General features: G+C 54.2%; 23 protein-coding genes and 2 pseudogenes. 7 read left to right on the top strand and 18 right to left on the bottom strand.

The window, feature by feature from the left end; all coding sequences use genetic code 11:
* Positions 1-242: 242 nt before the first annotated feature.
* Together ACL2XG_RS01230 and ACL2XG_RS01225 are read left to right on the top strand one after the other, a co-directional pair.
* Entirely contained in the window at positions 243-737 is a 495-nt protein-coding gene (locus ACL2XG_RS01230; RefSeq protein WP_413723099.1) for a cupin domain-containing protein, read from the top strand.
* Positions 738-875: 138 nt separating this feature from the next.
* A complete protein-coding gene (locus ACL2XG_RS01225; protein WP_413723456.1) occupies positions 876-2099 on the top strand; it encodes an aldo/keto reductase in 1224 nt (407 codons plus the stop codon).
* A gap of 135 nt (positions 2100-2234) precedes the next feature.
* Here ACL2XG_RS01225 and ACL2XG_RS01220 read toward each other — a convergent pair whose 3' ends face one another.
* The 4 genes from ACL2XG_RS01220 to ACL2XG_RS01205 all read right to left on the bottom strand — a co-directional run bounded on the left by ACL2XG_RS01220 (position 2235) and on the right by ACL2XG_RS01205 (position 6486).
* Entirely contained in the window at positions 2235-3245 is a 1011-nt protein-coding gene (locus ACL2XG_RS01220; RefSeq protein WP_413723100.1) for a zinc-dependent alcohol dehydrogenase family protein, read from the bottom strand.
* A 180-nt stretch (positions 3246-3425) separates the two neighbouring features.
* Positions 3426-4481 carry an alpha/beta hydrolase gene (locus ACL2XG_RS01215; protein ID WP_413723101.1) on the bottom strand — a complete coding sequence of 352 codons (1056 nt, stop codon included), beginning with the start codon at positions 4479-4481 and terminating at the stop codon, positions 3426-3428.
* A gap of 119 nt (positions 4482-4600) precedes the next feature.
* Complete coding sequence (locus ACL2XG_RS01210; RefSeq protein WP_413723457.1) at positions 4601-5638, bottom strand: alpha/beta hydrolase; 1038 nt, start codon at positions 5636-5638, stop codon at positions 4601-4603.
* 74 nt (positions 5639-5712) lie between these two features.
* Positions 5713-6486, bottom strand: coding sequence for a carboxymuconolactone decarboxylase family protein (locus ACL2XG_RS01205; RefSeq protein WP_413723102.1), 774 nt, complete (start codon positions 6484-6486; stop codon positions 5713-5715).
* A gap of 458 nt (positions 6487-6944) precedes the next feature.
* Here ACL2XG_RS01205 and ACL2XG_RS01200 point away from each other — a divergent pair, with 458 nt between their 5' ends.
* Together ACL2XG_RS01200 and ACL2XG_RS01195 are read left to right on the top strand one after the other, a co-directional pair.
* Positions 6945-7679, top strand: coding sequence for an SDR family oxidoreductase (locus tag ACL2XG_RS01200; protein ID WP_413723103.1), 735 nt, complete (start codon positions 6945-6947; stop codon positions 7677-7679).
* 184 nt (positions 7680-7863) lie between these two features.
* Positions 7864-8310: a hypothetical protein gene (locus ACL2XG_RS01195; RefSeq protein WP_413723104.1), complete on the top strand. Its 447-nt coding sequence runs from the start codon at positions 7864-7866 to the stop codon at positions 8308-8310.
* A 62-nt stretch (positions 8311-8372) separates the two neighbouring features.
* Here ACL2XG_RS01195 and ACL2XG_RS01190 read toward each other — a convergent pair.
* The 5 genes and pseudogenes from ACL2XG_RS01190 to ACL2XG_RS01170 all read right to left on the bottom strand — a co-directional run.
* Positions 8373-8659, bottom strand: a pseudogene (locus tag ACL2XG_RS01190) (MFS transporter); the annotation flags it as partial.
* Between the two features lie 225 nt (positions 8660-8884).
* Positions 8885-9241, bottom strand: coding sequence for a DUF305 domain-containing protein (locus tag ACL2XG_RS01185; RefSeq protein WP_413723105.1), 357 nt, complete (start codon positions 9239-9241; stop codon positions 8885-8887).
* A 108-nt stretch (positions 9242-9349) separates the two neighbouring features.
* Positions 9350-9775, bottom strand: coding sequence for a copper-binding protein (locus tag ACL2XG_RS01180; RefSeq protein WP_413723106.1), 426 nt, complete (start codon positions 9773-9775; stop codon positions 9350-9352).
* 606 nt (positions 9776-10381) lie between these two features.
* On the bottom strand, positions 10382-11827 hold the full coding sequence (locus tag ACL2XG_RS01175; protein WP_413723107.1) for a Cu(+)/Ag(+) sensor histidine kinase: 1446 nt from the start codon (positions 11825-11827) through the stop codon (positions 10382-10384).
* Entirely contained in the window at positions 11817-12500 is a 684-nt protein-coding gene (locus ACL2XG_RS01170; RefSeq protein WP_413723108.1) for a copper/silver response regulator transcription factor, read from the bottom strand. The genes ACL2XG_RS01175 and ACL2XG_RS01170 overlap by 11 nt, the downstream gene beginning before the upstream one ends.
* Before the next feature lie 502 nt (positions 12501-13002).
* On the opposite strand from ACL2XG_RS01170, the gene ACL2XG_RS01165 reads away from it, so the two are divergent.
* A complete protein-coding gene (locus tag ACL2XG_RS01165) occupies positions 13003-13854 on the top strand; it encodes an aldo/keto reductase (protein ID WP_413723109.1) in 852 nt (283 codons plus the stop codon).
* Here the strand turns inward: ACL2XG_RS01165 and ACL2XG_RS01160 are convergent.
* From ACL2XG_RS01160 to ACL2XG_RS01125, 8 genes and pseudogenes are all read right to left on the bottom strand, one after another.
* Positions 13851-14162 (bottom strand): annotated as a pseudogene (locus ACL2XG_RS01160) (hypothetical protein); the annotation flags it as partial. The gene ACL2XG_RS01165 and the pseudogene ACL2XG_RS01160 sit on opposite strands and share 4 nt — an antisense overlap.
* A 103-nt stretch (positions 14163-14265) precedes the next feature.
* Entirely contained in the window at positions 14266-15489 is a 1224-nt protein-coding gene (locus ACL2XG_RS01155) for an MFS transporter (protein WP_413723110.1), read from the bottom strand.
* 805 nt (positions 15490-16294) lie between these two features.
* On the bottom strand, positions 16295-16729 hold the full coding sequence (locus ACL2XG_RS01150) for a copper-binding protein (protein WP_413723111.1): 435 nt from the start codon (positions 16727-16729) through the stop codon (positions 16295-16297).
* A gap of 391 nt (positions 16730-17120) precedes the next feature.
* The gene (locus ACL2XG_RS01145) at positions 17121-17735 is read right to left on the bottom strand and encodes an NADPH-dependent F420 reductase (RefSeq protein ID WP_413723458.1); all 615 of its coding nucleotides are present in this window, start codon (positions 17733-17735) and stop codon (positions 17121-17123) included.
* A 56-nt stretch (positions 17736-17791) separates the two neighbouring features.
* Positions 17792-18205, bottom strand: a complete 414-nt coding sequence (locus tag ACL2XG_RS01140; protein ID WP_413723112.1) for a nuclear transport factor 2 family protein — start codon at positions 18203-18205, stop codon at positions 17792-17794.
* Complete coding sequence (locus ACL2XG_RS01135) at positions 18202-18843, bottom strand: NADPH-dependent F420 reductase (RefSeq protein WP_410014606.1); 642 nt, start codon at positions 18841-18843, stop codon at positions 18202-18204. The genes ACL2XG_RS01140 and ACL2XG_RS01135 overlap by 4 nt, the downstream gene beginning before the upstream one ends.
* A 72-nt stretch (positions 18844-18915) precedes the next feature.
* Positions 18916-19854: an SDR family oxidoreductase gene (locus ACL2XG_RS01130; protein ID WP_410014605.1), complete on the bottom strand. Its 939-nt coding sequence runs from the start codon at positions 19852-19854 to the stop codon at positions 18916-18918.
* 48 nt (positions 19855-19902) lie between these two features.
* Complete coding sequence (locus tag ACL2XG_RS01125) at positions 19903-20538, bottom strand: NADPH-dependent F420 reductase (protein ID WP_413723113.1); 636 nt, start codon at positions 20536-20538, stop codon at positions 19903-19905.
* A 182-nt stretch (positions 20539-20720) separates the two neighbouring features.
* On the opposite strand from ACL2XG_RS01125, the gene ACL2XG_RS01120 reads away from it, so the two are divergent.
* Together ACL2XG_RS01120 and ACL2XG_RS01115 are read left to right on the top strand one after the other, a co-directional pair.
* Positions 20721-21170: a winged helix-turn-helix transcriptional regulator gene (locus tag ACL2XG_RS01120; RefSeq protein WP_413723114.1), complete on the top strand. Its 450-nt coding sequence runs from the start codon at positions 20721-20723 to the stop codon at positions 21168-21170.
* Positions 21171-21332: 162 nt separating this feature from the next.
* Complete coding sequence (locus ACL2XG_RS01115; protein WP_413723115.1) at positions 21333-21692, top strand: hypothetical protein; 360 nt, start codon at positions 21333-21335, stop codon at positions 21690-21692.
* Positions 21693-21695: 3 nt separating this feature from the next.
* Here the strand turns inward: ACL2XG_RS01115 and ACL2XG_RS01110 are convergent, their stop codons facing one another.
* Positions 21696-22595, bottom strand: a complete 900-nt coding sequence (locus ACL2XG_RS01110; protein ID WP_413723116.1) for a LysR family transcriptional regulator — start codon at positions 22593-22595, stop codon at positions 21696-21698.
* Positions 22596-22636: the final 41 nt, after the last annotated feature.

The following is a 22636-nucleotide window of genomic DNA, read 5'->3' as shown; positions in this document are numbered from 1 at the left end:
CTCATAGTAAGAATGCGTCACAACAGCGTCGCACAGGTCCCTCGCCTCTTCATTGCCGCGCCTCGAATGCGCGGTTGATATGGGGTTTCGAGATGGAGGCGGATCAGCAAAGACGCACTATGGAAAGTATGACGGAATGGCTGAAAGCAGTAGTGATAAACGACTGACCAAAAGCTCGCTTGAGCCTATCGAACCGCTCAAGGAAGAATCCATTCAATTAAGCAGGACGATAAGGACCGCCGATGAAGTCACTTGCATTGAATACCGCCGTTTTGCTGCTTCTTGCTGCGAATGTATCAGCCCGGCAGATTCCAGAGGTGATGGTCACCCGTGCCGGCTCGCAGGCGTCCAGCGCAGGTCCCGAGAAGAATTTTACGGGGTCGGTTCGTGTGGATTCCCGTTTTCAGGCGATCTCGCCGGGCAGGGCCGGCGGCGGTATAGTCACGTTCGAGCCTGGTGCTCGCACCGCCTGGCATACCCATCCACTGGGGCAAACCTTGATCGTCACAGCCGGCGTGGGCTGGGTTCAGCAATGGGGAAAATCACCGCAAGAAATCCGACCGGGTGATATCGTCCAGATCCCACCAGGTGCCAAACACTGGCATGGCGCCGCCGCCACCACCGGTATGACCCACATGGCCATCGCCGAAGCGCTTGACGGAAAATCGGTCGATTGGCTGGAAAAGGTATCGAACGACCAGTATCAAACCGCGACGTCGCACGCAGCGACGAAGTAGCGACACCGCCTTGTCAAGGATTTAGCTTTTTGGCATCGCGCGGTGGCGAACCGGGAACGACGGACGGTAACACTGTTGAAAGTCAAATCCGACGCGCTGGCAACGCTGCCTAAGTTAGACAAATCAAAGGAACTGCCCATGTCTGGTATTGATTTACAACGCGAGCCAAGTGGCCGCGAAACAATAAACCTGCAGCGCCGTCATTTGCTGGCTTCAGCCGCAATCCTGGGCATTGCGCCATGGGTGCTCTCTGCCTGTATGACGTCCGCAGCTTTCGCGGCCGATATCCAGACCTCTTCCATCGCCGGTTCACTGCCGGCCAGCCAGCGGCGCAAACTGGGCACCCTTGAAGTCTCCTCCATTGGCCTGGGCTGCCAGTGGGTACCGGGTACGACCAGGGATTCGGTATCCGACTTCTATCATAGCCCCCTCGACCGGAAAGCGGCGATAACACTCATCAGGACGGCAGTCGAGCGTGGAATTACGCTTATCGACACCGCTGAAGCCTACGGTCCCTTCATCTCCGAAGAAATTGTCGGCGAGGCACTGCAGGGCATACGCGAAAAAGTGGTCATTGAGACCAAATACGGCTGGAATTTCGATCAAAAGACAGGCAAGCCGCTCGGCGGCCTCAACAGCCGGCCGGAACACATCAAGCTCGTGGTCGAAGGCATGCTGCGGCGTCTGCGCACCGATCGCATCGACCTGCTCTACCAACACCGCGTCGACCCGGCCGTGCCGATCGAAGACGTGGCCGGGGCGATCAAGGATCTGATCGCCGAGGGCAAAGTGCTGCACTACGGCCTTTCCGAACCCGGCATCCAGACCATCCGCCGTGCGCATGCGGTGCATCCGCTGACGGCTATCCAGAACGAGTACTCAATGCTTTGGCGTGGACCGCAGGCGGCGGTCCTGCCGGTCTGCGAGGAGCTGGGCATTGGTTTTGTCTCCTGGAGCCCGCTTGGCATGGGCTTTCTGACCGGCAAGATCACCGCCGATACGCGCTTCGTTGCCGACGGTCCGCGGGAGTTTCGCGCTACAGTGCCCCGCTTCGCCCCCGATGCCCTGCGCGCCAACATGGCGCTGGTGGACGTGGTCAGGACCTGGGCCGAACGTAAGAACGCGACGCCGGCCCAACTGGCGCTGGCGTGGCTGCTGGCGCAAAAACCCTGGATTGTGCCGATCCCCGGCACCACGAAAATTGCCCATATGGAAGAAAACCTTGGCGCCACCGCGATAAGGTTCACTCCCAATGAACTGCGCGAACTCAACGCGGCCGTGGCGTCAGTCAAGATCCAAGGCGATCGGCTTTCAAAAGGCGTGCTCGCGTTGTCAGACGTTGAAGCGCCGCCGAAAGACTAGCGAAACCCCATGCTTTGGCCCGTGGCGGAGTAAGCCTACTGCTAGAGGGCAGCGCTTTATCTTACGGCTTTACCGCTATCGACCAGGCCGGCTTGCGCGGCGTTATGTTTCACCACGGTTGGCGGTCCGATTCATTCAGCAACGGACGACCACCTTGCCAAAATGCGAACCGCTGTCGAGGTGGGCATAAGCTGCCCTGGCATCGTTAAACTCAAAAATGCGGTCAATCACTGGTTTGATATTGGACATCGCCATTATTGCACAAACATCTTCCAGCGTTTCACGACTGCCCACTGAAAACGGCCTGAAGGTTGCCAGGCTGCCAAATAACGCTAAAAAATCGATGCCTGCTCCCTGGGCGCTTAAAAAGCCAATGGATGCGATTTCGCCGCCAGGAGCAATCGCGCGCAGCGACTCGGCGATAGTTCCCGGTCCACCGACTTCCACAATACGATCAACGCCCTTGCCCTGCGTCAATTCACGCACCCGCTCGCCCCAATGGGGTTCTACCTGGTAATTGATAACCTCGCTGGCGCCAAACTGGCGTAATCGTTCCGCCTTGGCGGCACTTGAGGTTGTTGCAATGACCGACGCGCCAAGAACCCGGGCAAATTGCAAAGCGAAGATAGAGACGCCGCCGGTTCCTTGGATAAGTACGGTGTGTCCAGCGCGTATTTGCGCGGTGCCGCTCAATGCGTTCCATGCCGTGACCGCTGCGCAAGGCAGGGTCGCCGCCTCCTCAAAGGAAAGATTGTCGGGCATATGAACGACAGCTTCCTGGCTAACCACTTTGAATTCGCAAAGCCAGCCATCGTTCTCACTGCCATAACCGCGCTGATTCGAATACATCGGCATACGCCCGCCAAACCAGCGGGCATGGAATAGACCCACCACCCGATCGCCTATTTTAAAATCGTGCACATCCGGCCCGACGTCGACAACCTCCCCCGCGCCATCGCTGGTCGGCACCAAGCCCTTACGATGACTAAGGGGATAGCGATTGCCCAGCATGGCAATATCACGATAATTCAGTGAAACGGCCCGAACCCGGATTAATACTTCGCCTCGTTGCGGTCGCGGCGTCTCTTCTTCACACTGTTGAAGATCATCTAAGCTTCTAAAATCAAGCAACCGGTAAGCTTTCATAATATTAGTCCTCTATAATTTTATAAGCTGCCGCCAGCCAATCTCTGCCACCAATAGGGAAACCGTAGTGTTTTTCCCCAAGAATAATGGCAAGACGGCAATACCCGCACGGCGCAGCTTGCTGATGGTTGTGAACGGCTACAAGTAGCCGATCCACCCGAAACCATCTACGTCCCTGAATTACAGCGTTCTTCCATAGAAGGCAGTCAGCTTGCCGATGGCGGCGTTCACATACTTGGGAACCCAGTAGGTTTCGATATGCGTGGCGCCATCAATAATAAACAATTCCTTGTCCTTGGTGCCGGTGGCCTTGGGGAACGCATCTTTGGTCATGTACAGGCTGTCGGCCTTGCTGCCCGCGATCATCAGCAACGGCTGTTGGATAAGATCAATATGGTCGGTGGCGTCGAAGCGCATCAGGTCCAGCAGGCTGCTGGTGGTGTACTTGAAGGTTGAGCCGGGGTGCGCATACGTCTTCCAGTAGTACTCGTAGCCCTGGCGATACAGTTCAAACGGCAATTTGGCAATCTGCGCATCGGTGAGATTGGCATCACCCGAATAGAGTACTTTACCGCCGGCCGCTTCCTGGGCGCGGGCGGCGGAAGCCTGCTGCAGGCGCTGCTGGATAGTGTCCATTTGCGAATCGTTGTAGCCATTGCGGCGAACCCGTCCCGAATTGAACATGCTCACCGTCGCCAGCGACTTGAATCGCTTGTCGGTTTGCGCCGCGGCCAGCGAGTATCCCCCGCCGCCGCAGATGCCGAGCAGACCCAGGCGTTTCCCATCGACGCCGGCATATTGAGTGATGTAGTCCGCCATACCGTGGATATCCTCAATGCGGTACATCGGTTTGTCCACGCTGCGCGGTTCGCCACCGCTGGCTCCCTGATACGCCGCATCGGCGGTGATGGTAATGTAGCCATGCTCAGCCAGTCGCTGCGCATACAGACCGGCCACCTGCTCTTTCACCCCGCCGTTCGGATGCGCTACCACCACCGTCGGATAGGACTTCTTCGGATCATAGTTGGCAGGGGTATAGACGTTGGCGGCAATATCCAGGCCATTGAGCTTATAGGTGACCGGATGGATATTGACCTTACCGGGCTCATTTTGGGTAATGGCGCCATCGTAGACCAGGGTAAACGGGTTATTCCGATAGTCCGCCGCCCCGGCATTGCCTGCCGAGAGGCTGACCATGGCGGCCAAGAGCATGGCCTTGATCATTTTGTTTTTCATATTAATACTCCTAAAGGTGAAAACGTCGCGCGCCGGCAAGATGTTCCGCCATCATCGCGACCACCGGTCTTTGCCTGCGCGGCGCCCGGGCTACTTGCCGCGGTTGACCTGTTGTTTTGTCAGTCCAGTTTTTTCTCGGCAAGGAACGTCGACACGAGATCCGCAATCTGGACATTATTTAAGTCTGCAAACGGAAAATGGGTGTTGCCTTTAATACCGATCTCGGGCAGATGTACGACCGTGACATCACCGCCGTGCTTGTTAACGACATCACGCCACTTGCGCGCCATTTCAAGACGCGCGCGCCAGCTATCCTGGGCCGGCATGTCAGTCGGTTTGTCAGGGATATTGTCGCCGTAATAAATGACTATGGGGATGCGCGTCAGCGCCATGAATCTGTCCAGGGGAACAGTCTCGCCCCGCACAATATCAAAGGAACTGGTGATCGGCGCCGGTACCTCGCCATCAGGAAAGATAAAGCTGCTGCCCGGCTCAAATGCCACGATAGCTTTGACATTCTTGTTCTTGATGGCCGTCAGCCAGCCCGGCCCGCCGCCTTGCGAATGAGTGAACAGGATACCTGGGCCTATCTTGTCAAAGAGCGCGGAAGCACCGTCGGAGACGACATTCATGTCAAACGGTCCGGTATTGGGGGTCATCGACCGGAAGAACTGATCGAGCGTCCCGGCGCTGCGGTCAAATTGCACGCCTTTGAAATACTCAGGCCAGACTCCCACGCGAAATTGGTTGAACCACATTTGTTCGTCCGGCGTAGGCTTGACCAGGGTTTCGACCATACTGCGGCCGGCATTTCCCCGACGAGGCTGGTCAATCAGATACGTGGAGAAACCCCGTCGTAGAAAAATGTTTTGAAAACCCTCGCGGCCATCCGCCGTGGTTTCCCAGGTTTTGGAGAATTGACCGGCGCCATGCCACATGACGATGGGATACTTCCGGGGATTGACCGGTATCTGATAAAAAGCATAGAGATGGTCGCCGTGATAGGTTTGCCCTGCTGGCTCCATGGGCTTTCTTGGGTCAAATGTGCCCGGCGCGGTGTTCACATTCCCGCCAACGGTAAAACTTCCTTGCGCTTGAATGACCAGCGGCTTTTGCGAGTTTGTGTCAGCGGCGGTCGCATTAAAACCAGCGGCCATAGAGGCCACCACCCACGTAATAGCCCAGAGTCGTTTCCAGCGGCTTGCTATCATATTATTATTTCCTCTTCACGTTACTTATCAGGTTGCGCATATACGGCTTTGATAATGGGTAAGGACGACATTGCACGTGGCCACCCTGCATAAAATGCGAGTTGAGTGGCAACCTCCGCCGCCTGGGTCTTCGTCAATCCACTTTCACGGGCCTTGTTCAGGTGGAAGGAAAGCTGCTCGAGCTGCCCTCGGGCGATAAGTGCAGCGACCGTAACCAAACTGCGATCACGGGCTGCCAGATCGGGTTGGCGCCATAAGTCCGCAAACAGAACATCGTCGGTATAACGCGCCAATTCGGGCGCAACCGGTGCGATATTTTCCTTTACAAGCGCCGCCCGCTCAGCCTCGGCGGCCTTATCGACCGGCAACAGTGCCGACGACTCGGGACGTGATGTGTCGGGTGTGATCCCACGTTGTTTGAAAACGCTCTTCGCGACGCCTACAGCCGACATGGCATTCGGCCACCCCGTGTAGAAAGCAAGATGAGTGATCAGCCCGATGATTTCACTGGGCTTAACGCCATTATCCAGCGCCAGATTGATGTGCGAGGTCATCTGCGCCGCTTGCCCATTGGCGAGCAATGCGGACAAGGTCACCAGGCTGCGGTCGCGTGGAATGAGCTCGGTGCGCTTCCACAAATCGCCAAACAGCACGTTCTGGGTGTAGGCAAAGAGCTGTGGCGCGGTTTCTCTGGCCTCGCGCGCAGCTGGGGTATCGGGTACAACATCCTGGGCGGTTGCCTGCGCCGGCAGGCTAACCAAGAGAATGGGAATCAGCGTGCTGAGAAGTTTCATGACAGTAACTTCCTCTTCAATCCGAGTGGTTTTCTACCCGGATACTACGGGCAAACTCTCTTTTGATTAAGAGCACTATTACGCATGTCTTGTTGAATGAGATTCATTAATGAGTATTGCTATAGGTTGCTAAATATTGCTATAGCGTATAAATCCGCGCCTGATGGTCGTTTAATTTCGCCATTGATGAAATGGATTCAAAAGTCTTTGCTGATTTTGCCATCTAGTCACCTACCCGGGTAAAAGCTAATTTCAGGAGTAGTAAATCTTTATCGCCAATGGCATAGACGACGCCACTTCGGTTGTGGCTGGTACATAACCCTCCTTGTGATGCCGTGTGATGCTGCTACCGACAATTACTGATAATGAGGGCAAGATTTCAGTCGCTCGCTATCCCGCCGCTCTACAGGCCCGCGTCGGGTGTTGATTTTGTGAGAAATAACGTTGGAGATGAACATATGCAAATGCAGGATCTGAAAGGTAAAGTCGCGGTAATTACCGGCGCCTCAAGTGGCATCGGCGAAGCCACGGCACGTCTGCTGGTCGCTGAGGGCGTCCATATCGTATTGGCGGCGCGGCGGCGCGATCGAATCGAAGCACTTGTTGAAGAGCTTGGCAACAAGGCGACCGCTATAGTGACCGACGTTACTGACAATAGCCAGGTCGAATGGCTGTTTGCACAGGTAAAAGAGACTTTCGGCGGGCTCGACCTGCTGCTGAACAATGCCGGCCTTGGTATCCATGCCCCCTTTGCCGAGAGTGCGCCGGAACAATGGCGCGGCATGATCGATACCAATCTGATTGGGCTGCTTAATTGCACCCATGCCGCCATTCCTCTGCTGCAGGGTCGCCCTGGCGCGATGATCGCCTCGATATCCAGCACTGGCGGCCGCTATGGCGTAGAAGGCTGGTCGGTCTACTGCGCGACCAAGTACGCCGTGGTCGGCTTCCACGAAACATTGCGTAAGGAACTGGGCGCGGTAGGTATTCGCGTTTCTGTTATTGAACCCGGCGCGGTCTGGACGGAATTTGGCCACAACCTGCCTGAGCAGGCGCTACGCGAGCGGCGCGCAGCTTTGGATGCCCTGCACGCCGAGGATGTCGCCCAGGCGGTTGTTTATGCCTTTGCTCAACCGCCCCGCGTACTGGTGCAGGAAATCCTTGTTCGGCCTGTAAAGCAGGTTGCGCCCTAATCAAGCAATTCGCTTCGGCAAATGATCCTTATCCCTGCTATCGGCACCTCATGGAGATTCGTTACGCCGCGACCGCTTAGCACAGCACTACAGCAATGTGCCCTCAGCCGGATAGCCTGTATTAATGCGATCTTCCCACGGTATCGCGCTGACTCGCTTGTTACATATATAGCCAGAGAATGAGATGAACGTAAAAGCAAAAGTAACGACAGTGGCGTGGATGGCCACCTCTATCGTCATGACAGCTGGATGGCCGGTCGGTAACGCGGCCGAACGCCAATCCACATCCGTAACCGCCAGCACTGAAGTATGGAAAGTGGCAAACATACGCACCGCCTATGCGGACGGCACCTATACCGCTACGGGGCAATACGGGAATGCGCCCTCGTTTATCACGGTTACCGTTACCCTGCATGCTGGTCTCATTACATCCGCAAACATCAAAACCCATGCTACCAATCCCATTTCACTGGATTATCAGCGGCGGTTCGCCGACGCGGTCCCTGCGGTCGTGGTCGGCAAGCCTATTGAGCAGGTCAAAGTGGACCGTCTTGCCGGCTCAAGCGGCACGCCGGAGGGCTTTAATGCCGCTCTGGAACAAATCAAGAAACAGGCAGCCAAATCAGGTTGACCCGGCTGATACAACCCGCGGTTGTATACCGGTACAAGCCAGGTTTACAGGACCTCATTTATTTGCGCCAGCCCTTTCACCTTTGCGCCGGCAGCGCGGTCGGTATAGATAAAACCGACGACAGAAACAAGTCGTGGCACACGCCGTGCAGCAGGACGCCGAGATACAGCAGGAACCGCCCTTTCTCACTGACGCCCAGGGCGAAAAAAGCGTAGCGAACGAACCTGTCCAGCATGCCGATCAGCAGCATGTACTTAACGCCCAGGCGGCGGAACAGCAAAGGGATGCACCACATAAAAAAGATTTCAAACATTTGGCCGAAAGCCATGGCGGTGCTGACATCGCTAAGCCAACATCGCACGGAACGCGAGATACCATGGGCCCGGCTGCGAGCCCTTTTGATACCCACCCGTAAACCTCAGCGCCAGTCACCGGACGCCCAAGCCCAGTCCTGGACGGCAGACCTGGTATTTATAGCGGGGCAGCCCGTAAGCCTGCATTTCATCTCCTGATGTATACCGGGAGTGGAACTCAGCTTTATCGTCTGCTAACAACTCTATTAATTAACTTGTTATTATTTATTATTATTTTTCACCCAGGTTTGCATCTGATCGATTTCCGGCTGCTGAGCGTTGATGATATCTTGCGCTAATTTCCTCATTTCAGGATCTTTACCATATTTGAGTTCAGTTTTAGCCATTTCAATGGCGCCTTGATGATGCGCGGTCATACCTTTTGCAAAGGCTACATCCGGGTTGGACGACATCATTCCCGCCATCATGTTGTCATGCATACTTTGCATTCCAGACATGTACTCTTGTGCTGCTGGCGACATTGAGGACTGATTATCCATGTTCATACCTTGGCCGGCGGCGAACACTGCCACTGGAGACATCAACGCTACCACCACAACTAATAATTTCTTGTTCATTTAGTTACCTCATTATGTTAGGTGTTATTAACATTATAAATATTAACGATATTTATTTTTTTGAAGGACCACAATGGCATACGAACAATTGTGGTCCTATAATGAAACTCAATTCATTTTCTTCAAATGTTCATCAGCCATTTGCTGATGGACTTCTGAAAATCCATTTTTACCGTTCTCGTGTATGACAGCTGCTTTTTCATGCTCATTCATATCCTTGAAGGGCTGGGCCGTCACCGGTTTTTTCACTTCCTGGTTATTACCCATCATTTTTTTGTGCTGCTCAGCCATATACTGATGGGCTTGGGATTGTCCATTTTTCGTGGATTCATGAATATTAGCTGCTTCCTCATGTTGGTCCTGCTGCAGCTTGCCAGCAGCAATCTTATTTTGTTCTGGGGATTTTTTCACCATCAATTGATGGGCCTGCGCGCTACTGTTATTAACAGACTCATGCACATTGCCATCACTCGCAGCATAAGCACTCGTAGCAAAAACTAAGGCCATTGCGGTAGTCAAAATAATTTTTTTCATCTTAAATTCTCCAATTATGGATACTTCAGCGTTCAGATGGGCAGAGACCTAGTATCCGAAGTTTTATTTCCAGAAGCTGACTCATTTGTTAAAAAAATTGTTATAGCTCAATAATCAGGGCTAAGGATAAATTATTCAGCACGCTGTGCCGCCAAAAGAATTAACCGTCAACTCATATATTATCTCAGGATGCTTGCAAGTTAAGACTAATTATATAACGCGAATTCTGTTTAACACGTGACTGCATGATGACATTTTTGTCATTCTTGATAGTTAAAACATATATACAATTCAATATGTTACAATTATAGTGTTACAGACTTATCCTTAATCCGCCAAAAACAAACGAGGGTGCGCTGAGTGACTGCGTTGCGCATGGAATTTACAGCATTTTTCTTGCTCAAGGGAGCCGATGACTCCGGCGCATCGCCGGAGTCAATCACTCGGTGTTGAATGATTAATTAACCGGTAACTTTACTAAAACGCATTCATCCCCTTCACCAACGACACACCTAAACTAAATCACAATAGATCAGAGTAAAGAAAATAATCAATATGGACACAAGTTTATTATTTCGAGTGTCATTAAAGATTTGCTGAATATGGCTATTTTGGCAAGCTTATTATAAACTTTGTTGATATAACATCGGAGGTTACGGATATCTTACCTTGATGCGCGCCAATAATAGATTTCACAATGGCTAAACCGATACCACTACCATCGCTGCTTCTTTGTCTCGAAGGATCGACACGGTAAAAACGGTCGAAAAGTCGCGGCAGGTGCTCGGCGGGTATGGGGGTACCTGGGTTTTCAACAACTAGCTGTACATCATCGATAGTATCCGTCACGCTCACTGTGACTGAATGGCCTGGGGACGTATAACGTACGGCATTTGACAGCAGGTTACTGATAACGCGGCGTAGCATCAGAGGGTCGCCTTTTACCAATAATGGACTGCCAATGAAGTGCAAGCTTACCCCGCGTTCTTCAGCTAACGCTTCAAAAAAATCGAATACTTTGATAATTTCTTTTTTGAGATCAATAGAAACACATTCAGGGATAAGTAAGTTATTATCGGCCTGAGCAAGGAATAACATGTCATTCACCATATTTGCCATTCGAGAAAATTCTTCCAGATTTGAATAAAGAATATCCTGATACTCCTTTGATGAACGAGTCTGGCTAAGTGTAATCTCCGTTTGCGTCACCAAGTTAGTAATCGGGGTCCGTATCTCATGGGCAATATCCGCGGAAAAATTTGACTGGCGAGTGAAAACATCTTCAATTCTGCCAATCATGTGATTAAATGACACAATGAGTTGTTCTAGTTCAATGGGTACTTTCGTTGACAATAATCTCACATGCAAATTTTCTGAAGTGATGCTTTTTATCTTTCTGCTTACACGTCTAAGCGGTGCATGCCCTTGATAAACAGCAAATAATACAACCAGTACAATAATCATACTGAACAAGAGCGCGGTGATTATCAGTTTATATTTCAGCTCTTGGATGTAGTGCAAATGGAAGTCGATGGAAAGTGCAATAAGAAGTGTATATCTTGTCGTTTTACCGTTAACGAAGGTACTGACAGGTAGTGCCACAACGCGATAACTGGCCGCTTCCATTTTGCTGTTATTGATAACGGCTTCCCCTGTGGATTCATCTTGCCACATGATAATATTATTGGCATTAATTTTATCGAAAGCAGGAAGTAATGCTCTTATCTTGGTAAAATCAGGGCCGTCCGTGGATTGATAAATAACCTGATTTTTATCATTTGCGAGATTGACGAAGATATTTTTATGATTAACAATTGCGTTAATGATTTTATCTAAGCGTATGTTTTCAGATTCTTCTTTCTCGCTGAGTATATTAGCCAAGGTCGCGCTGATTTGTTTTAAATCGGCTATATCCTGCTCGCCAAAATGCCTTTCGACAGAATTGATCATAATCCAGGTGAAGACGAAAAAAGCGGCAATGGTTGTCAAGCTGATAAAGAAGGTTAACCGGAAGGCCAGAGAGAAAGGGCGTTGCATCGGCTTAATCAGCATCCGGCACCTCTAGTACATAACCTACGCCGCGTACTGTCTGGATAAGTTTTGGCGTAAAATCATTATCTATTTTCGCCCGCAGGCGTTTAACAGCAACATCAATTGCGTTTGTATCGCTATCAAAGTTCATATCCCAAACCTGGGAAGCAATCAAGGAACGAGGCAATACTTCCCCAGTATGACGGATAAAAAACTCTAAAAGTGTAAACTCTTTACTGGTCAGTATAATTTTCACACCGCCCCGGGTTACCCGCCGTGTGACCAAATCCAACGTCAAATCCGCAACGCGAAACTGGCTTTCAGCAATAACGGTGGTACCCCGTCGCAACAAAGTGCGTACCCGCGCCAAGAGTTCAGCAAACGCAAAGGGTTTAATCAAATAATCGTCGGCCCCCAATTCAAGTCCTTTTACCCGATGCTCCACTGTGCCCAATGCGGTCAAAAGTAAAATCGGCATGCCCTTTTCCGCTGAACGCAGCATTTTGACAATATCCCATCCATTAACATCAGGCAGCATGATATCAAGGATCACTAAATCATACTCCGCTGTCATTGCAAGGTGATAGCCTGTCATACCGTTATCCGCTAAATCAACAATAAAACCAGCCTCTGTTAATCCCTTGCAGAGATATTCTCCTGTCTTCACCTCATCTTCAACAACCAATAATTTCACGCATCCTCCGACACAACGACGTTGTTACATCATTCTAGTGAGCCGATAGCCGATATCAATAGACGATCACTAAAATGACAGCATTGTCATCGTTTTGTCATGCGTTAATCAGATTAGGCCATTTTATGTCTGTCCATAATAATCTTTAAGGGTCCAGTCCATTCGGGCGGCGAAGCCGTGTTGATCTGCCTCGCGTCCGTGCCAGGCCGGGCATTAATGACATAGTGCATATTACGCGGTTAAACGCTGTTTACTTTAACATGCACTTCTCCTTGATTGGCGAACATTCATTCAAATTCCAATCGCTGGCCGGTTAAAGCTCTGCCCCTGGCCCCCCAGAAGGTACGCCGCGAGAAATGGTTATTATCACTGCTATTTATTAATCCAGCTAATAAAGCCATGCGGATTACAACCACTAATCTCATAACGACATCTACGCTATCCTTATAAAATAGATAGACAAAGATTTTCACATTTTCATATTTTCACAGAGGATAACGCTATGCAAACCCTAACATTGAATAACGGAATTGAGATGCCCTTGATTGGGTTTGGTGTTTTCCAGATGACTGACGCAGCGGAGTGCGAGCGTGCTGTCATTTCCGCCATTGAAACCGGTTATCGTCTAATCGATACAGCAGCCTCTTATCAGAATGAAACCCAGGTCGGTAACGCATTAAAACAAAGTGGCATTGCGCGCAACGAGCTATTTATCACCACCAAACTTTGGTTGCAGGACACCAGTTATGACGGCGCCAAGGCGCAGTTTGAGCGTTCACTTAATCGACTCCAGCTTGATTATGTCGATTTATATTTAATCCATCAGCCCTATGGTGATGTCCACGGTGCATGGCGGGCGATGGAAGAACTGAATCAGACAGGAAAAATTCGCGCCATAGGCGTAAGCAACTTTCATCCCGATCGCCTGGCGGACTTAATGGCATTCAATAAAATCCCCCCGGCAGTCAATCAGGTCGAGGTCAATCCGTTCAATCAGCAACTTCAGGCGGTCCCCTGGATGAAAAGTCGTGGCATCCAGCCAGAAGCCTGGGCGCCATTTGCGGAAGGACGCAACGGACTTTTTCAAAATCCAGTATTAACGAAAATAGGGGCGAAATACGGTAAAAGTGTCGGACAGGTGATATTGCAATGGCTTTATCAGCGCGGCATTGTTTCTCTGGCAAAAACAGTTAGAAAAGAACGTATGGCAGAAAATATTAATGTACTTGATTTCGAACTGAACACCGATGAAATGACTCATGTCGCAGCAATGGACACCGCGACCAGCGCTTTCTTTTCGCATCGTGACCCGGCAATGGTGGAATGGCTGGCTACGCGCAAGCTGGATGTCTAAGCCGAACTCAGAACAGAAATTTTCCGACTTGAATCTGCTAGGGATGCATGCTTATCAGCGGGGCACCCCGGCCAAATACGCATCCAACGCGGAACAAGGTGTGAAACAAAGGGCATCCTGCCTGGTTGATGTGCGCCGTCATCTCCTTCACGACATGGCACAAAACGGGCAATGAGCAGGCATGTCACTAACCCGACCGCGCCCACGAAGGCAAACACGATATGCCAGCTGAAAAGCTGGCCAATCCATAAGCCCAGCGGAACCCCCACCCGTATGGCCACAGCCAGGCCCGGCATCATCCGGCTTAATGCGCTGCCGCGCCACTAAAGAGCTGCTGCCTTCTGATATGACGCCGCTGCGGCCGTCATGCCAGGCTTTCGTGGCAACCCTCGTCAGCGATCAACCGTCTTGTCAGCGTCGCCGCTGCGGATGCAGAAGTATCATGAACAGCATCAGGGCGATCGCGACCAGGAGAGCAAGCCCGGCGAACGCAATACGATAGCCAAGGAGGCTAATCGACACGCCGAGCAGCACGGCGCCGAGTCCGTAGCCGATGTCGGCGGTGGCAAAAAATGTCGCGCTGGCAACCCCGCGGCGGTCCTCGGGTGCAATGGCATATGTGATGGACTGCAGGAGCGGCAGTGCCACCCCGTAGCCGAGGCCGAACAGCGCGGCCGAGGTCAGGAAGACGGTGAGACCGTCTGCCCAGCCGAGGACGAGAAGTCCGGCAAGCATCGCGGCGACGCCGGGAACGAACACGATTGTCGCGCCGAAGCGGTCGGTTATCCGTCCGACGCCAAGGCGTACGACGAGAAGGGCGAGGGCGAAGACGGTGAAATAAAGGCCGATCTGCATGACGCCCTGGTGGATGCCATAGGCGGCGACGTAGGCCATGATCGCCCCGTAGGGCATGACGACGAACAGAAGGACCGCACACACGCGCAGCACGCTCTTCTCGAGCAAACGCTCCCAGCCCCGCGGCGACACTACGGGATCAGGGACCGACGTCGGGAGGGAAACCTTGGGTTGGCGGCCCCGGCGTCGATCCCCGACCCATAGGCCGGTGATGATGGCGACCAGGCCGGAGGCGACGCTGGCGATAAACAGCCAGTTGGCGCCCCACTGCTGGTGGATCATCAGTCCGAGATTTGGGCCGGCGGCCATGCCGATGGTATTGGCAAGCGCATAGTAGCCGATGCCCTCGCTGCGGCGAGAGGCTGGAACGAGGTCGGCGGCGACCGTCGCGGCTCCGGTTGAGGAGGCGCTGAACCCGACCCCCTGGACCAGGCGCAGGCTGATGATCACCGGGAGTATGCCGGCGACGGTGAACAATGGGGAGATGACGGCCATGATCGCCACGCCCAGCAGGTAGACGGGTCGTCGACCCCAGCTGTCGGCAAGGCTGCCCCACATAAGCCGGGGCAGGAGCGATCCGACGGTATATCCGGCGACGATGACGCCGCCCGCCGCGGTGGTGCCGGCGCCGATGTCCTGCACGAACAGGGGCAGCGTCGGGGTGAGCATGAACGTCATCATATACATGAACACCGCGCTGACCAGCAGCAGGACAAACCGGGACGTCCATAGCGGGTCCCGGGCGGCGGCGCGGTGCCCCTGGCCTGTCATACTTGCCATGCAGGACCCGTCTTTCCCCCGGCGACGGAGGCCTTACTCCCACACAATGGAGCGCCCCCCCATCCCATGCCCGCCATTTTCAATAGCGTTGGACGGCCAGACTCGGCGGGCAGAGATCCCCGATTGGCTTCGTTACATTGAATACACACAATAAGTTTCCATCAATTCGGGGGTCGTAAAAACGCGCCTCATGTGCCCCTCAGCTTTAAAAAAGCCGGCGGCCTGGCGTAAGAGACGAAGCTTTGAATGCAATGCTGCGCAAGTAGCACGACAGCGCTGGACGCGGTGGCTCCGTCACTGAAAAGCCTACAAGCACTTGGCCCCCTCGTTAAGGCCATAATCCCGCATGCCCTATTGAACTGAATTCATGAATATACAACGGATAGCGTTTCCCGCGTGGCAGATCCCGCAACGTGCCAGCGCGTGGTATAACACGGCGACTCAGCGAAAATGAAAGAGAGCTTAATGGCGATGGCCCGCTAGTCAGCGTGAACGCCAGCAGCTTAGTCTGCTGCGTGACGGGGATCGGTGGTTGAGGGATGACTATCGAACCTGGCAATTTTTAATGACCCGGGCGCGCGCCGGCTTACTTTGCATGCAAGCGCACTCTTTCTTTATGCTAACAGCATCACTCCCCCACCCCTAGCTGCGCCAAGAAAAAAAAAGTGAGAGATCACTCATGGGGTAACACGTTTTTTAAAAACCCTCTTCAGCAGGGGACCATGTTAAAAGAGCCTCTGAATCAGAGGCTCTTGCCATCATGAAAAAACATTTAAATGAGGGTGCTCAGATTTGCAGTTTGCGATCAGTTGGTTTTATCCTGGCCGCGATGCTGCTCGGCCTGCTGCTCATGAATAATCGATGATTGACCATTATTGGATTTTTCATGAGCGACGGCGGCCTTTTCATGCTCGCTCATGTCAGTAAAGGTTTTTGACGTGGCAGTGTCACCCGGCGCCTTGTTTTTTATCTGCTTTTTGTGCATTTCCGCCATACTCTGATGGGCAGGGGAATTACTATTTTTTAGATTTTCATGTGACAACGCGGCTTTACCATGTTCATCCATATCCATCGTTTTCGGATCAGTTCCCTGGATTGCGGCATCCTGCTTTGATGACATCATCTGATGTGCCGGTGCCTGGGCATTATTTATCTGGTCATGCACATCCACGGTTTCAGCTGCCCATGCAGAAGAAGCGAAGATCATGGCAACAGCGAGGGTAATAAGATTTTTTTTCATAGTTCATACTCTCCAGTAACAAACAGTAGATGGTTAGCGTTTCATGATCGGAATCCGGGATGTCTACCCGCAGTTTATTTATGACTCGCAACCCCAGTTTTTATTTCAGTCCAGGTCTTAAGCGAAACGTCTCATTCCACTGTTATCCTGATTTACGATTGAGTATAAAGATCTGGTTCTGTTTAACGCGTGACGGGATGATGACAATTTTGTCACCCGGCATCAGCGTTAATCTGCTGTTTATCCAGCACCGGGAAAGAGAGACTTCACTTTCCGTCATCGCAATATCTGGCTAGAAAAAGCATATTGCTGCTCATTCTGGATAGTCGTTTAAGCGCTTCAAGATTAGCGAAAAGTGGCAGGATCGCATCGACATGTGCTTCCCGTTTCATCAGTCGAACTTGACCAGGTCCTTTAAGATCAGTTGACCCCAGCCTTTTTCCCGCGCCTGCACCAGCAGGCCACCTTTCGCCAGGGCGCCAAGTGAGATCGGAGCAAAACCGAGCTTCTCCGCCAGTGCCGCTATCTCTGTTGCTGCGCTGTCGTCATCGCTCGCGAGGAACACGGCCCTCTTGCCACCATGGACGGCCGGATCCTGCCCAAGAACGGAAGCGCCCAGATGGTTGAAACCCTTGACGACTTTTCCACCCATGAAAGCCTGCGCGACGACCGCGGCCGAAGCCTGTCCTTTCAGTTCCTCGGCGAGCACGCCGTAGGCGTTGGTCACATCGACGATGGTCTTTCCCTGCCAGGTCGACAATGTTTTCGCGACATCCGGGTGCGATTCGTAACGGACGGCCAAAAAGATGATGTCTGCCTTGATGGCTTGCGCCAGTGTGGTGGGAATGACCGTGGGTCCGATTGCGGCAGCATCGGCAGCAAAACGTTCCGGATCGCGCGTGGTAGCAACCAATACGTCGATGCCGCTGCGGGCGAAGGCTTTGGCCAGCGCCTGGCCAAGTTTGCCGAAGCCGATAATTGCATACGTCATCAGTGCTCCTTGTATGTTAGATCTAAGCCAGGCCGCCGTCGACGGCGACCGCGCTGGCCGTTAGGCCCGGGTCAGCCAAGGTTTGCAGCCGCCATTCCGGCTGCCCGTGCCAGTGCCAGCGTGTCGATATACTCCCGAATGTGCGTCACCTTGCCATCTTGCAGCGTCATGGCGAAGACAAAATGGTCCACGAACGCCTTGTTCGTGGCCTTTATTTTTCCCGTGCTCAAACCCACGATCAGGACGCGGTCGGCCTGCGCGATAAATTCGAGGGGCGCAGAAATGGACGTTTCCACCCTGTCAGCGGCCTTGTGAAAAAAATCAGCCAACCCCCTATGCCCGTGGTGCGTGCCGGCCAGCGGCCACTCGCCCGGAATGACCCACTCGACATCGTCGTCCGTCAACGCCAGCACACCTTGCAGATCGCCGCGGCCCAGCGCTGCAAAGAGTGCCTTCACGATCTGCACGTTCCCTTGCGTGCTCATCGCGCCAATCCGATATCGACGTGCATGGCAATATCGAACGTGCCGGCGCCGTTTTTTGCCAGGCCGATCATCAAGAGGCCAAGCGATTCGAGCGTCTGGGCCATATGCAGGGCACCAATGTCCAAAGGCCGCAGGCCGAGACTCCCGAGGAAAGTCGCAACGCGGGCCTTGGCTTGCCCATCGTCGCCTGCGATGAACGCGTCGAGCCGCCCCCCCTTGGCAAGCACAGGGCCGAAGAGAGTGTTGAACGCTTTCACGACATGCGCACCGGCGGGGAGGCCTTTGGCCGTCTCCTGCGCGCCGGAACTGCCGTTGGGGGACACGAGGCCCGAGAGGTCGGGTGCGATAGGGTTGGTGATGTCGATGATCACCTTACCGCCCAGCGCCGCCCCAAAATCGGCCACCACCGACGCAGCACTGCCGTATGGCACGGCGAGGATGACGATGTCGCCCTTGGGTGCGGCGCCGTACGTCCCGGTGGTCGCGCCAGCGCCAAGCTTATCGGCAAACGCCTGCGCCTTGGACGGGTCGCGGCCGATCACCTCGACGGTGTGCCCAGCCTTGATGGTACGGCCCGCGATTGCCGTGGCCATGCCGCCGGCGCCGATGATGCTGATAGTGCTGATGGGAGTGCTCATATTGTTTCCTCGTCAGTTAACAGGTTGCTCGTCATGTATTACCGGGACATCGCCCCGGTAATACAGCGCGCGTCAGGCGGTAGGGAAATAGTGGCCGTTATCCATATCGGCGAACAGGTCGGGCTGAGTGGGTTCCCAGCCCAGGGCCTGCCGGGTGATAAGGCTTGATGCCGGGAGATCGAGCGTGACCAGATTTGCCAGGAAGCCAAAGTAGCCCGGCAACATCAGCACGTCCGCGGGAATGCTCACGGCCGGCACGTTCAGGCGGCTGCCAATGGCCTCGGCGATGGCGCGGAACGGGATGCCCTCACTCTCGACCCCATGCCAATATTTGCCCGCCTCACCCTTCTCCAGCGCCAGGCGGAACAAGATGGCGAGGTCACGGGCGTGTACGGCCGGCCACAGGTTCGCGCCTTCTCCCGGATAACCGATGACGCCCTTCTCCTTCGCCAGCCCGATCAACAATGGCAGGAAGGCGACGTCGGTCGTGCTGTGCGCGATGGTCGGGATCCGCACGATCGACGACCGCACGCCCCGCTCGGCGAGGCCGATGACGGCGAGATCGACGACGTTACGCACTCGCAGGGTCCCCTTGTACGCATCGCCGCCGGGAAGTGACGGGTCCTCCTCGGTGGCTGGCCGGCCCAGTTTTTCCCATCCGGGCGCGCCGATGCTCCCCGACACGACCAGCGGCTTGCCGCTTCCCGCCAGCGCCTCCCCGTACGCGAGCATGATCTGGCGTTCCGCGGCGGCCACGGCGTCGATCCCGCCGGAGGGAAGCAGGTCTTGCCTGTGGGCGACGTGAATGACGCCGTCGGCGTCCGCCGCCGCCGCCTTGAGTCCCTCGAGGTCGGAAATATCTCCGCGCCGCACCTTGGCGCCAAGTGCGGCCACCGCCTCTGCGGCTTTATCCGAGCGGGCCAGGCCGGTAACGTCGTGTCCGGCCGCGATCAGTTCAGGGATGATGTACGAACCGATATGGCCGGTTCCGCCAGTAACTAAAACGCGCATGGTGCTGTTCCTTGTCAGTGAGATGAAAAAATAGCGCTACGGGTGAGCTCAGCCGGGAAGGCTGACCCCGATTGAAAAGTGGGTGTGCTTGATGGCGTGGGCGAGCAGGCCCAGCGACAGCAGGCAGACGTGTTCCAGCGTCCGCGCCATGGGCAGCAGTCCAATATCCATCGGGCGCAGCCCGAGGCTTTCAATGAATACCGCGACATGCCCCTTCGCCCGCGCGTCGTCGCCCGCGATGAAGACGTCTAGCGAGCGCCCCTGGAAGGAGCCGGCGGCCAGGACGTGGGAAAACAGGGTGTTGAATGCCTTGACGACAACGGCGTCCGAAGGCGCGGCCTTCATGATCTCCCGCGCGCCGAAGCTGTCGCCAGGTGTCACAAAACTCGTGAGGTCGGCGACGACGGGGTTGGTGATGTCGACCAGGAGCTTGCCTGCCAGCTTGTCACCGTATTGCTTCACGACGTCCAGAACGGCGGAGTACGGAACCGCCAGGATGACGATATCCCCGGCCGGGGCGGCGCCGAACGTGCCTATGATCGCGCCGGCGCCAATCTGCCCGGCCAGCGCCCGCGCCTTGGCGGCGTCGCGGCTCATCACCTCGACGGTGTGTCCGGCCTTGGCGGCCAGGCCGCCGATCGCTGCCGCCATGCCGCCTGAGCCGATGATGCTGATAGTGCTCATGTGCAGTTTCCTTAGTGATAGGAGGCTAATCATTCATGGCTTGCCGGCGGCGATCCGGTGACCGCGCTCAACATACAAACCATGCTAGCCACATCACTTGCAATAAGCAAGCATTGTTACTTGTAAAAAGAAAGTAATCATAGCATTTGCTTGCTATATGCAAGCAATGTTAATATTTCGCCATGAAAACGACAGATAAAGAAATCAGGTCCCACTGCGCGGTGAACTACGGCGTGGAGATCTTCGGCGACCGGTGGTCGCTCTTGATCATTCGCGACATCGTTTTTGCCGGTAAGAAGACCTACGGCGAGTTCCTGAAATCGGAAGAGGGGATCGCGACCAATGTCCTTGCTTCCCGCCTTGCCTTTCTTGAGGCGCAAGGCATTCTCTCGCGGGCGCCCAGCCCCAATGACGGGCGCAAGGACTTCTATACGCTGACCGAGAAAGGCCTGGACCTCATTCCCATCATGCTGAGCATTGTCCTGTGGAGCGCGCAGCACGATGCGAAGTCATATGTGCGGGGACAAAAGGAGTTCATTGCGAGAATCAGTCAGCATCCCGTGCAAGTGAGCGAAGAGGTGAAGGCACGGGTTCGCAATGGCGGATGTATATTCCCCGATGGCAACGGGTGAGCAAGACGGCAAGCATGCCTGTTAGCTCCCGCAAACGCTGTGCGCACGCGAGCAGCGTTTTATTCTGGGCCTGCCCGAGATGCTGGACAACGGCCATGACTTCCCCGCCCCGCCAGCCAGGTTAAACGATAGGGAATACCCTAACTCACGCGGAAAATACCCATGAGAGCGGAATCTGGTCGATGCCGGGGAGCCGGTGTCAGGCTGGGCTGGGGTTTGAACGAACTGGCTAAGATGAGCTACTGCCATATTGCAGCCAAGATTCGTCATCCTTTCGAAACCCTGTTTGCCGCGTCCCATGAAACGATTGATATATCAACGCTGCGCGGCAGGGAAGTCTATTTCCTTGACAGGATTGCCTCTGATCAACTGGTCAGGGTCGTGCCCACGATCGATAGGCCTAAGCCTCTCTATGCTATGGCCAATGGCAAAGTCATTCTATCCCATTCTCCCGCCCTGAAGTTGGCGCTGAGCGCGGTGCAAACAGAGTGCCAGTCGATCCTAGGAATCAGGAATAGATAAGGCTTACCGATGCGGGAATTCGCCCCAGACTTCCACCAGATAATCAATGAAAACCCGCATTTTTGCCGGTAGGAACCGGCGGCTGACATAAACCACATACAGATTGAATTCCCCAAAACTCCATTCAGTCAGGATCCGCTGTAACTTCCCGCTGGCGATATCCTCACTTACGATAAAATCCGGCTGCGCCATAATGCCCCCGTCGGCCAACGCCAGGTGACGCAGCAGATCGCCATTGGTGGCATGCACCGTAGGCTGGATACGTACCTGGATTGCTGTTCCCGCCGCATCATAAAACTCCCAGTTATCACTTGAGCTGAGATAAGAATAGCCCAGCGTATCGTGGCCGGCGAGATCGGCGGGAGTCATGGGTACGCCGCGCTCGGCCAGGTAACCTGGCGCGGCGCAAACGATCATATTGATGCGCGCTATCTTGCGGGCAATCAAATTGGGGCTCGGGGCTCGGGTAATGCGGATGGCGAGATCAAACCCTTCATGTACTAAATCAACCACCCGATCAGAGAGATCGATATCAAACTGCAAGTCCGGATGCCGCCGATGAAACTCAGGCAATACCGGCGCTAATTGATGGATACCGAACGACAGCGGCGCACTGATGCGAAACGATCCGGACAGCCGCAGCGCGTATTGCCCCACCACAGCCTCGGTTTCGGCGATACTGGCAAGTATCTGTTGGGCACGCTCATAGAGCGCCTCGCCTGGTTCGGTTAGCGATAGCCGCCGCGTGGTGCGCTGCAGCAAGAGCGCGCCGAGATGATTCTCCAATGCCGCAATCTGGCGTGACACCGCCGCTCCCGATGTCGCCAGTTTATCCGCCGCCCTGGAAAAACCGCCTTCCTCTACCACTGTGGCAAAGACCTGCATAGCTTTGACGATATCCACTTCATTTCTCTTATTATTACGTTTTACGTAATAGTCATATT

It is taken from the genome of Sodalis sp. RH24, from assembly GCF_047324145.1.
GTDB lineage: Bacteria > Pseudomonadota > Gammaproteobacteria > Enterobacterales > Enterobacteriaceae > Acerihabitans.
The sequence above is the reverse complement of the archived record's forward strand: the minus strand, read 5'-3'. Positions and strand labels throughout refer to the sequence as shown.